Source organism: Thermostichus sp. MS-CIW-25 (assembly GCF_054060015.1).
In genome coordinates, this window is record NZ_JBSSCS010000038.1 from 17,366 (window position 1) to 27,813 (window position 10,448).

At 57.8% G+C, this 10,448-nt stretch carries 7 protein-coding genes, 1 tRNA gene and 1 pseudogene; 4 read left to right on the top strand and 5 right to left on the bottom strand.

Going from position 1 to position 10,448, the window contains the following annotated elements:
- Nucleotides 1-148: 148 nt before the first annotated feature.
- Nucleotides 149-514, bottom strand: coding sequence for a hypothetical protein (locus tag ACVWZ1_RS11900; protein WP_011433539.1), 366 nt, complete (start codon nucleotides 512-514; stop codon nucleotides 149-151).
- Nucleotides 515-551: 37 nt separating this feature from the next.
- Nucleotides 552-2,105, bottom strand: coding sequence for a hypothetical protein (locus ACVWZ1_RS11905; RefSeq protein WP_457503465.1), 1,554 nt, complete (start codon nucleotides 2,103-2,105; stop codon nucleotides 552-554).
- Between the two features lie 722 nt (nucleotides 2,106-2,827).
- On the opposite strand from ACVWZ1_RS11905, the gene ACVWZ1_RS11910 reads away from it, so the two are divergent.
- A complete protein-coding gene (locus ACVWZ1_RS11910; RefSeq protein ID WP_457503466.1) occupies nucleotides 2,828-3,856 on the top strand; it encodes a LysR substrate-binding domain-containing protein in 1,029 nt (342 codons plus the stop codon).
- Here ACVWZ1_RS11910 and ACVWZ1_RS11915 read toward each other — a convergent pair.
- Complete coding sequence (locus tag ACVWZ1_RS11915; protein WP_457503467.1) at nucleotides 3,738-6,191, bottom strand: ArnT family glycosyltransferase; 2,454 nt, start codon at nucleotides 6,189-6,191, stop codon at nucleotides 3,738-3,740. The genes ACVWZ1_RS11910 and ACVWZ1_RS11915 overlap by 119 nt on opposite strands.
- Nucleotides 6,192-6,327: 136 nt before the next feature.
- On the opposite strand from ACVWZ1_RS11915, the gene ACVWZ1_RS11920 reads away from it, so the two are divergent.
- The 3 genes from ACVWZ1_RS11920 to ACVWZ1_RS11930 all read left to right on the top strand — a co-directional run bounded on the left by ACVWZ1_RS11920 (nucleotide 6,328) and on the right by ACVWZ1_RS11930 (nucleotide 9,602).
- Nucleotides 6,328-7,905: a cryptochrome/photolyase family protein gene (locus ACVWZ1_RS11920; protein WP_457503468.1), complete on the top strand. Its 1,578-nt coding sequence runs from the start codon at nucleotides 6,328-6,330 to the stop codon at nucleotides 7,903-7,905.
- A 75-nt stretch (nucleotides 7,906-7,980) separates the two neighbouring features.
- The gene (gene nrdR, locus ACVWZ1_RS11925) at nucleotides 7,981-8,523 is read left to right on the top strand and encodes a transcriptional regulator NrdR (protein WP_457466461.1); all 543 of its coding nucleotides are present in this window, start codon (nucleotides 7,981-7,983) and stop codon (nucleotides 8,521-8,523) included.
- A 263-nt stretch (nucleotides 8,524-8,786) separates the two neighbouring features.
- Nucleotides 8,787-9,602, top strand: a complete 816-nt coding sequence (locus tag ACVWZ1_RS11930) for a hypothetical protein (protein ID WP_414408630.1) — start codon at nucleotides 8,787-8,789, stop codon at nucleotides 9,600-9,602.
- Nucleotides 9,603-9,631: 29 nt separating this feature from the next.
- On the opposite strand, the pseudogene ACVWZ1_RS11935 reads toward ACVWZ1_RS11930, so the two are convergent.
- Nucleotides 9,632-10,150, bottom strand: a pseudogene (locus ACVWZ1_RS11935) (IS5-like element ISSoc13 family transposase); the annotation flags it as partial.
- Nucleotides 10,146-10,226, bottom strand: a tRNA-Leu gene (locus tag ACVWZ1_RS11940). The pseudogene ACVWZ1_RS11935 and the gene ACVWZ1_RS11940, both read right to left, overlap by 5 nt.
- Nucleotides 10,227-10,448: the final 222 nt, after the last annotated feature.

Below are 10,448 nucleotides of genomic sequence, written 5' to 3' on the forward strand. Positions count from 1 at the left end.
GACCGGTTGCTTCCTGCTAAGGCCTCTGGCCCGCTAGCGCGATCAGTTGAAATAGATGGTAATAAAAACCACGACTGCTATCAGCCCCTTTGATTCCGGTAACGCCGATCCCCGTCTCGATGAGGGAGAGGAGATAGGGCTCAAGCGCCTAAGTTTCGACTCTGTGGGCGCGCAAGAGCAAGTTGGTTCCCAAGTCCTCTTGGGCTGCCCAAAAGGCGCAAATCCACCACGAAACCTCGTCTTGGCGATAAATGCCACAGGTGAAAGGATAAGGTTGCAAAATATTCGCCATCTGCGCTAAGGCCGGAACTTCCGCCATGTAGTCGGCCCACACTTGGGGATCCAAGGCTTCGTAGGTGAAATCGGAAGGAAAGAATGTGCAACTGGATTCCAGGCTGGGCCGGTTGGTCAGCAACAATTGAGCAGGATCTGAGGATTCACAGCCCAAGCGATCCCCGATCTGAAAGGTCAGTTGAAACAGGCGGTTAATCAGATCAAATTGCTCAGGGCTCATAAGTTCAGAATTCCTAACTTTCAGATTGGGATGGGCGTTAGAGTTGACAGGTGCGACGGCTGCGCTCCAGCTCCGGCTCGATCCAGGAGAGGGCGAAGTGACTCACACAGGGCAACTGCGGGAAGCGGCGGGCCAGCTCTGCTGTTTGGGTTTCCAGGCTGGGGCGTTGCCGCTGGGCTTGTCCCCATAGACCGGCAATGGCCGGGCAGACAAAGGTTTGGGGAGAGGCCACAGCCAGGACCTGCTCCACCTGCTGCGCCACACAGGAGCTATCCTCGCACTTGGCATAGGCCATTGGGTGCCATTCCATACCCGGATCAAAGCGGTCCCAGGGTTGCAGACGAGCGTCAAACCCTTCTCCTACTGCTTGGTTGCCTTCTGGGAAGAAGACAGCCCCCACCGGGATCCCCAGCCTCTGGGCGGGTTGGGCGGCCTGCTGTAGATAATCGAGAACGCCGTAGCGGGCAAACTCGACGCTCAGCTGCCAAAGCTGCTGCTGCCAACGTTCTTGGCGAACGGCGGCGCTGGGGGTGGGGGAAGGGGCAGGAGTTGGTGCTGCTGCCTCAGAACTGTAATCCGCCGGTTTCTCCAGACTCTCTGGTAAATCTTTTGCAGAGGAAAGCTGATCCCCCTGCCAATTCCTGCTGGCCATGTCTTGGGCAGCCCAGTCCAGTAACTCTGGGGAAAGCGCCCATTTCTCGGTCGGGCTGGGCCAGGGATCCCCTGGCTGCCGCCACCTGGGCTCTTCGGCATAGGTGGCATCCAGATGGAGAACATCTGCCACTGCAATGTAGCCCTGGCTCAAATAGCGCTCCAGCAATGCCCGACCCGCTGGATTTTCTGCCAAATCGAGGTAGGCTTTCCGAGCGGCCTCTCCATGAATCCACAAGTCTCGGACGGTGGCTGCCACGCTGGATCCCCCTGAGCCACGCGGATAGCGAATGTAGTCGAAAAGGATCCCATCCGGCTGTCGCTGTAGGATGCGGCGGACTAACTCGGCAAAATCCCGCCGTGCCAAGGGATGAAAGGGATCCACAAACACCTCATCCGGGCTGCCCAAATCTTCCCCAAGGGCTGTTGCCGGATCCAGAACAGTGGTTATGCCGCGACCGTTGCGGGCCAGGGCCACCTGTCGATCGGGCCGTTGTCCGTAGCTGTAACCGAAATTGAGGGAAAACACCCAGGCATAGGCAGATAAGCCGCGGCGTCGTGCCGCCTTCAGAGCCAGATCCAACAAGTCGGCGTTGGGCTGTAAGCTGGGCCAGATCCCCCCTGCGCCATCCGGCAAAATAGAGCGGCCATCGTAAAAGGTCTCGATAAAGACGCGGTTGTAGCCCAGGTTTACCACTTGGTCGAACACCTGATCCAACACGCCCGGATTGGCATCACAGGGATGCAGACGTACCCAGATAGCCTGGATCTGGGGCCAGCGTTGGCTGCGGCAGGCAATCAAGGCAGCGCCATGTTCGGCCAAAACTTGGGTGTACTCGGCCCAAGCAGCATTCGACTGGGCAGCCTGCTGGCGCAGTTGAGCCTTGCGCGCTACCTCCTCGGGCGGCTGTCGGCAGTAGGCGTCGAGCCGAGCAGCCAAGTGGGATCCCCTCTGTTCCGCACTGTCTACGGAACCAGAGCTGGGGAAAAGGGAATGGCCAGGCCACAAGAACTGAGCCTGGGCCGTGATTCCGGATCCCAGCAACATCAGCGCGCCCAGCACACCCGCAAGCCAGCGGCTCCCTTTGTTTTTTGGCAGTCTTAGCACTGATACATTCACGCTGAACTCTCCTGAACATGGTTCAGGAAAGAAGCGATCGCATCCTGCCTATCTCTGTTCGCGTCAGCGGGACGGAGTCCAAGCAGGAAGGCGGTATCCCGCAAAGCCCTGAGGAATACCCCCCGAGCGCTTTCCCCCTTCACTTCCCGGCAACCGTTGCGGTGGACTCAAGGATCAGGGGGAAACTTGGTCTACTATATCCCTCTCAATGACTTTTGCCAAACCGCCTAAAGCTCAGTAAATTCAGCAAAGTTCAGGGTTTTGGGGGTTAGAGGCATGCTCTCAACCTCCACGAGAATGTCTGCGATCGTACTCTTCTCCTGCCCAGAGAGCGGCTATTGGAAAAAAACAGCCGCCTGTGCCCACACCGGCGCAATCCCTTGGTCGATCTCTACCTTAAGTCCGAGTGGTAGGGGGTTGCTCTTCGGTTTTGCCCCTTCCGCCACTGTGACCGTCAGCCAGGCTCTCATGGGGATCTCGCCAAAAGGCATAGATTAGCGCTTATGATTTAGTAGTAAACCTTTAGCTTTTCTTGATTGTCCATGAAGGCCATTACCCTGCATCAGCTGCAAATCTTCGAGGTTGCCGCCCGCCACCTGAGCTTTACCCGCGCTGCCGAAGAGCTCTACCTGACCCAACCCACGATTTCCATGCAGATCAAGCAATTGAGCAAAGCCGTGGGGTTACCGCTGTTTGAACAGGTGGGCAAGCGGCTGTATCTCACCGAAGCGGGGCAAGCTTTACACCAAACCTGCGAGAAGATTTTTGAACAATTGAATCAATTCGAGATGACCCTTGCCGACCTGAAGGGGCTAAAGCAGGGACGGCTGAGCATTGGAGTGGTCACCACTGCCAAATACTTTATACCCCGTCTGCTGGGGCCATTTTGTCAGCAGTATCCCGGCATTGACGTAGCTCTTAAGGTGCTCAACCGCCAGCAGGTTTTGGAGCGGATGAGCAACAACATGGACGATCTCTACGTGATGGGGATGCCGCCAGAAGATCTGGACGTGGTGGCACAACCTTTTCTGGAAAATCCTTTGGTGGTGATGGCCTCTATTCATCATCCCCTGGTGGGCCAAAAGGGGATCCCTCTGGCGCGCATTGCCCAAGAACCTTTTTTAGCCCGTGAACCCGGCTCCGGCACCCGCATGGCTGTAGAGCGGCTCTTCGACAAGCATAACCTGAAACTCAACATCCGCATGGAGATAGGCAGCAGCGAAGCCATTCGCCAGGGCATTGTGGGTGGATTGGGCATTTCGGTTTTGTCTCAGCATGTGTTGGCCTTGGGGGGGTGGCAGCATCATCTGGCTATTTTGGATGTGGAAGAGTTTCCCATTCGGGGGTTCTGGCATTTGGTCTATTTGCGCTCTAAACGTCTTTCGGTGGTGGCCAAAGCTTTTGCCGACTTTCTTCTTTCCCAGGTTTCTCAAATGGAGCTGGACTTTGTGGCTAAAGAGCAGCACAAATCCAATTCAAATCCCAATCCAAATCCGCTTTCCGGCAAAGAGGCTGAAGCACAGCCGAGAGCTCTTGTCGCAACCCCCGGATCCCCTCAAAGTCGTGAGTGAACAATACTCGCAAAAACCCCAGGTAAGCCCGCGCCCACTCGTCTTCCGGATCCAGCTCGACGATTTGTTGAAAGTGCAACTGAGCTGCTTCTGGTTGTAACAGCACCGCCAACAGCAAGCCCAGTTGGTAGTGGCTTTGGATTTGCTGGCTCGGTTGGCCTTGGGCAGCAGCCTGTTGCCGTTCCCCCTCCAGCAGTTGCCGTACCAGGATGCGATCTGGATCCGTCAAAAAAGTCGGGTATTGCAGGGTTGTCCAGGCATTGAGGTAAAGGGAGAGGGCCTGCAGATCCCCAGCGGCAGCAGCTCTGGCCGCCTCGCGGAGAGGAAACAAGGGATCCGTTACAAGGGGGGATCCCTCCTTCGGGAAGCTCGACAGGGATCCTCTCCAGGATTGGTGTAGGGAATGGCGGATCCCTTTGGGCGACTGCCATTCCAGGTGGAGAAGGCCACCTCTTGGGAAGTCGGTTGTGGGCAGCGTCAAGATCTCTTCCACCAGCCAGCCGCCTGTTGAGTTGAGCTGCAGGCGATTCTGCCCCAACACCCAGGCCCGCTTCTCCAAAACCCGTCCTTGCCCGTCTTCCAGCCGCGCCCAAACCAGCGTCTGGGCCAAGTTCTGAGCTGGGCCTTGCCAGCGCAACTTCCAGGCCGGGATCCCCAGCTCCAACAGCGCCTCAACCTCCACCAGCTCCACCTCCTCAGCTTCAAGAGACCACTTCTGCACCGTCACTCTTGGCATGCGAGGGAAGTAGGTGTGCAGCCGAACCAAGGTAGGCAACTCCACCGCCGGATCTTGTCGCCAGTCTGGGCTGCTGCGCAGGTGCTGCCGGATCTGCTCCTTAGTCGGGCCATAGGGGCCAATAATTCCCTGTTCCCCTTCGGCATCCACAAACCCATCCAGCAAGGAGAGCTCCAACTCCGGCCAGGGGGTTTGCCCGGCAGCGCGGAATGTAACCGGCCAGCGCTGAAGAGCCGCCAAGTAGGTGAGGGTTTCGGAAGAGATCAGCTCTGTATTGGGGAGAACCCCCAGCGTGGTGGTCAAGCCTGGCTGGATCAAGGATTGGATCCACTGCGTCAGCTCCTGTGTGGGGTGCTGCCCCTGCCAATGCATTTGGATCCCCTTCCACAGAGGAGCCACGCCTGGGGTAAGGGGCCGACCCAAATTGGCCAAGGCCAAGCAGCCCAGAACTAGCCCTGCACAGACTCCCCTTTGCAAAGCCCACGCACCCCAGCGTTCCTCCAACCACCGGCAAGCCTTTTGGATCCCGCCTGCTGATAACACGGCCAAGAGAGGCAGCAAAGGTAGGGTAAAGCGCACATCTTTGATATCCACCAGAGTGTAGAGAAGGTAGCCGGAACCGTAGGTGGCCCACAAAACTGCCTCTCGCCTGTCCAGGGATCCCCACCCGCTCAGCAGCGGCAGCCCACACAGAAAAGGGCTCATCTGCAGGGGCAGAAAGCGCAAGTAGGCAGTCCACCAGCACAGGGATCCAGCCGCACAGGTGATGTAGTAGTGGGCAGTCTCGGCGTAAGCCCAGCCATTGCTGAGCACAAACAGCCAATTGGCCCCATACCAGGGCCAGCACAAAAGCAGCATCACACCCATCCCCAAGGCCAAGTGGGCCAGCCGCACCAACCAAGGGATCCCTTTCCACCACCCCACCGCTTTCCCAGAGCGCCAGAGGGCCTGACCTGCAACTCCCACCAAAGGCAACAGCAAAAACAGCACCCCTGTCCACTTGGTGAGCAGCACCGCCGCCACCCCCGCCCCCACCCCCACCGCCCCCCACCAGGAAGGCTTCTCCCCATAGGCCCACAGCGCCCAAAACGCCAGCGTCACCGCCACCACCAGCGGCAACTCCAACATGTACACGTGGGCCAAAGCCGTGATCCCCGGATAGAGGAGCACCAACGCCGCCGCCAGCCAGCCCACTTCCCCAGAGCGATAGACCCGCTGTCCCAGCCGCTGCGTTGCCAGAACCAGCACCCCCAGCAACCCCAAGTTGAGCAACTGCCCGTCCGCCCGGCTGAACGGATGTAGAACTGCCAAGGGGATCCCCAGCCAATAGGCCAAAGGGGGGTAGCGCTGGTTCAAATGCAAAAACTGCTGCCCCCACAGCCCATCCCAGCGAAACCGTCCCAGGTGAAGCCCAAAAGCCTGCGCCTGCAGCAGATGCTGCGCCTCATCCCACGCCGGCGGCAAGGGATCCGTCCAATTCCAGATCACCAGCAGCAGCAGGGCCACCATCCCCAGCCCGGCCCACCACCGCAGGAAAGGGATCCCCGGCCTGTGGGGTCTCTCCGGCAATGTCTCTCTCTCCTCGTCTGTACCGTTCATGCTTTGAAAACAATCCGCAGAGATTCAGCAGACATTGGGATCCCTTGCAACTGCCACCTGGCCTTGCCCCCCAGAGCTAAACTCAACCTGTGTCATTCTCAGCGCTCCTCCCATAGACCGAGAGCTTCAGCATCCCATGATCGCTCCATCTGCCGGCCCAGAAGGGGTTTGGATCCTTGCGGATCAACTCCACCCCCAGCAATCCGCCCTCGCTTCCCTCTCGACCCTATCCCCAGACCGAGTTCCCGTCATTCTCATCGAATCTCACCGGTGGGCCAGCTCCCGCAACCACCATCAGCAGAAATTGGTGCTGGTCTGGTCGGCCATGCGTCACTTTGCCCAAGAACTGCAACAGCGGGGCTACCCGGTCACCTATGTGGAAGCGGAAGGCTTTGCCGAGCCGCTGCAAACCTGGGCCAAGCAGCATCAACTGCAGCAGATCCGCCTCATGCAGCCCGCCGATATTCCCGTCCGAGATGAAATAGAAAAGCTGAGATCCACCCTCCCTTGCCCCCTCCTGATCTTGGAAAACAACCACTTCCTCTGGAGTACTCGTCAATTTATCGACTGGGCCTCAGGTCGCAAGCGCCTGCTCCTGGAAGACTTTTACCGCGAAGGGCGCAAACGCTTTCGCATTCTCATGGACGGCCCCAAGCCCCTGGGGGGGCGCTGGAACTACGACCGGGAGAACCGCCATCCTCCCAAACCGGGAATGCGCTATCCTCGGCCCCTCACCTTTTCCCCCGACGCCATTACCCAGGCTGTCATCGCAAAAGTTAGGCAACACTACGGCCATCACTTCGGATCCTTAGAAGGATTTGGCTGGGCCGTCACCCGCGCCCAAGCCCTGCAAGTGCTTGATCACTTCATCCACGAGCGCCTGCCCCACTTCGGCCCTTGGCAAGACGCCATGCAAGCCGGGGAAGACTTTCTCTACCACTCCCTGCTTTCCCCTTACCTTAATCTGGGCCTGCTCACCCCCCACGAAGTCATTGCCGCCGCCGAACGGGCTTACTATCAGGGTGGGATCCCCCTGTCCTCCGCCGAAGGCTTCATCCGACAAATCCTGGGCTGGCGAGAGTACATGCGCGGCTTCTACGAATACCAAATGCCCAACGGCTATGCCCAGAAGAACTTTTTTGACCACCGCCGACCCCTGCCCCACTTCTTCTGGACCGGCGACACCGACATGGCCTGTCTGCGGCACACCCTGGATCAGATTCGCCGCCATGGCTATGCCCACCATATCCAGCGGCTGATGGTTCTCAGCAATTTCGCCCTCATCAGTGGCATTCAGCCCCAGGCAGTGGAAGCGTGGTTTCAGGATGTGTTTATCGACAGCTACGACTGGGTGATGCAGCCCAACGTCATCGGCATGGGCCTTTTTGCCGATGGGGGCATGCTCTCCACCAAACCCTATGCCGCCTCCGCTCAGTACATCCGCAAAATAAGTGACTACTGTCGCCATTGCGGCTACAATCCCAGCGAAAAGGTTGGCGCACAAGCCTGCCCCATCAATACGTTGTATTGGGATTTCCTGTTGCGTCAGCGATCCCTCTTAGCCCCCTTGGGCAGAATGAAATGGGTATTGATCCATTTGGATCGCATGGAACCGGAGCTGAAGGCCCAGATCCAGGCGCAAGCCGCTGCTTGGTGGGATCCCTTGCAATCTGCACTCGACGAACAGAGTCCATCTCATTTGCAATCTGTCTAAGCACCAGAAGATTAAGCATCCGGTAAAATTGAGGCACCCTCCTACCCACCTGTCGCTTTGTAAGGATTGCAAGCCATGAAATGTCCCCGCTGCAGCAAACAAGAAATCCGAGTTTTGGAATCTCGTTCGGCAGAAGGCGGCCAGAGTGTGCGGCGGCGGCGAGAATGCATGTCCTGTGGCTACCGCTTCACCACCTACGAGCGCATCGAGTTCATGCCCATCATGGTCATCAAACGAGATGGATCCCGCGAAAGCTTCAACCGCAACAAGATCCTGCAAGGGGTGATGCGCGCCTGCCAAAAAACCCCCGTCACCGTTAGACAGATGGAAGAGCTGGTCAACGAGATCGAAGAAAAGCTGCAATTGGAAGATGCCCAGGAGGTGACCACCCTGCGCATCGGCGAGATGGTGCTGGAGCGCCTGCAACACCTAAGCGAGGTGGCCTATGTGCGTTTTGCCTCTGTCTACCGCCAGTTTCAGGGTATAAAGGACTTTGTCAACGAGCTGGAACAGTTGGAACCACCGCTGCGACGGGATCTGGAGCGGCTGCTGCGGGACTCCTCTGCCTCAGATTCCGAATCTTCAGGCTCCCCGGACTTGGTGGGGGAGTATTCGTGACGTGGGAACGACAGCGCAAGCCGGCCCTCCCTGGAAGCAGCGGGGAAATGGCGCTTGTGGGCGGGAAAAATTGCTGTGAAGAGATCGCCCATTCCAAAGGCTTAGCGGTATGCTTGGGGTAGCAATCGCGGCTTACACTAAAGCTAGAGCTGCACACCTTTAGGTTGCCGGTGTTCAGCACTATCCTTGGAGATCCCTGATATCTTGGATCCCTCTGTGTCAAGCTGTTCCAGCCCCCCGTCCTTCCGAGTCGATCCCAATTTATGCAATACGATTTTCGGGGTTCTAACCCCTCTGGCGCTCGCAACAGCAACGGTAACCCCGGTGGTTTGCCCCGCAGTGGCTTTCGCTCCCCTGCCGCAATGGAGACCGGGCCAGGGGTGGTGCCAATTCAGGTGTATCAACAAGTGGCCGAAGAGTTGGAGTCTGCCCGTCAGCAGGTAAGCCTGCTCTCCTCCGAAAACCAGCGCCTGCGTGCTCTGCATCAGCAGTTGTCCGGAGAGATCGCTGCCATCACCCAAGAGTTCCAGGGGCAATTGGGCCACACCTTGAAGCGCCTACAACAAATCGGTCTGCGGTTTGCTGACGCGGGCGGCCAAGCTGCCCCAGTCTCTGAAACCTCTTTCCGACAGGACAACCCGACTGCCAATCCCGGCCAACCGGAGGCCCCGCCCAGCTACGATTTTTTGAATCGCCTCAAGCGCCGACAGGCCCGCAACGAGACCCCCTCCTTCTCATCCAGCGGCTTTGCCCCCTCCCCCTTCGATTCCCTTCGCCGCTCTCAACCTTCCACCCACACCCCTGCCGAGCCCTACCCCCGCACCGGCTACCAGGTTCCTTCCCTGGACGAGTTGATGCAGGATATGAGCGGCCCGGATCCCTATCTCGGTGAAGCAGACTCCTCGGCCTATTCCGCCGGCATTTATCAGCGGGTACGGGAGCAACATCACGGATCACAGGGCTCTGCCGTACTTTGGATGGCTGCTGCAGTCGTCTTGGTCGTCGGATCGTTTGGGTTGGGATTTGTAGCCGTGCAGCCCTTTTTGCGCAACAACCCACCGTCCGTGCAGGCACCCTAAGAGCTGTTCACAGGATGCCCCAAAACTTGCTAGGTTCTGTTGGTCTTTATATTTGTATATTTGAGCCAGAAGAGAGCACCTGGGAAGTCGAGAAAGCTCAAGAAGTTCCTGGCCAACTTGTCAAAACGAGAAAACAAATGCCGATACTGCTTCAGCTTCTGAAAAAAGCACTCTACTGGGTGCCTCTCTCTGTAAACATGCCAGTCATAATCTTGCACCACCCTCCTCTTCTTCCTAGAAGGAATCACCACCCGACTCTCCCCTATCCTCTGCGTAAATCGATGGGAATCCTATCCTCTATCCCCTATCACTTTCGTGTGTTCTTCTTGCCAGCTGTATCCACCTCGACTCCTGCCCAAGGCTTGCTCCCCTTTGGCTGCACAGGGGTGAGCACGAACGATGGTTGAGTCCAGGACAAGATGCTCTCAATCGGGTTCTGTGATGAAGAACTGAAACATTCTCTCCCAGACTCCCAAGCGACTCCAGCGATGGAATCTTGGGTAAATGGTGTACCACTTTCCACATCTTTCCGGGAGGGATCGATGCGGATGGCGAGACTCGAACTCGCAAGGCAAAGCCACACGCCCCTCAAACGTGCGCGTATACCAATTCCGCCACATCCGCTTCCGAGCCTAACCATCATAGCGACAGAAGGGTGGAGTTGTTAAGGGCATTGGCCATTTTGCAGCCGACGGCTTGTCCTGCCTTGTTGACATACTCCCCATGCCTGAAAGTTAACAAAGGAGGGGCACGGGGAGCTATAAGTCCCGCGCTGTATGCAAAGCATCAGCGTCGGGATACATGGACTCCCCGCACTTGTCGATTCTCTCGATGGGATAAGACAAG

Bases quoted from the DNA above. Each gene is read 5' to 3' on its own strand.
- ACVWZ1_RS11920 (WP_457503468.1), top strand. From the start codon at position 6,328: ATGATCGCTCCATCTGCCGGCCCAGAAGGGGTTTGGATCCTTGCGGAT.
- ACVWZ1_RS11930 (WP_414408630.1), top strand. From the start codon at position 8,787: ATGCAATACGATTTTCGGGGTTCTAACCCCTCTGGCGCTCGCAACAGC.
- ACVWZ1_RS11910 (WP_457503466.1), top strand. From the start codon at position 2,828: ATGAAGGCCATTACCCTGCATCAGCTGCAAATCTTCGAGGTTGCCGCC.
- ACVWZ1_RS11915 (WP_457503467.1), bottom strand. From the start codon at position 6,191: ATGAACGGTACAGACGAGGAGAGAGAGACATTGCCGGAGAGACCCCAC.
- ACVWZ1_RS11900 (WP_011433539.1), bottom strand. From the start codon at position 514: ATGAGCCCTGAGCAATTTGATCTGATTAACCGCCTGTTTCAACTGACC.
- nrdR (WP_457466461.1), top strand. From the start codon at position 7,981: ATGAAATGTCCCCGCTGCAGCAAACAAGAAATCCGAGTTTTGGAATCT.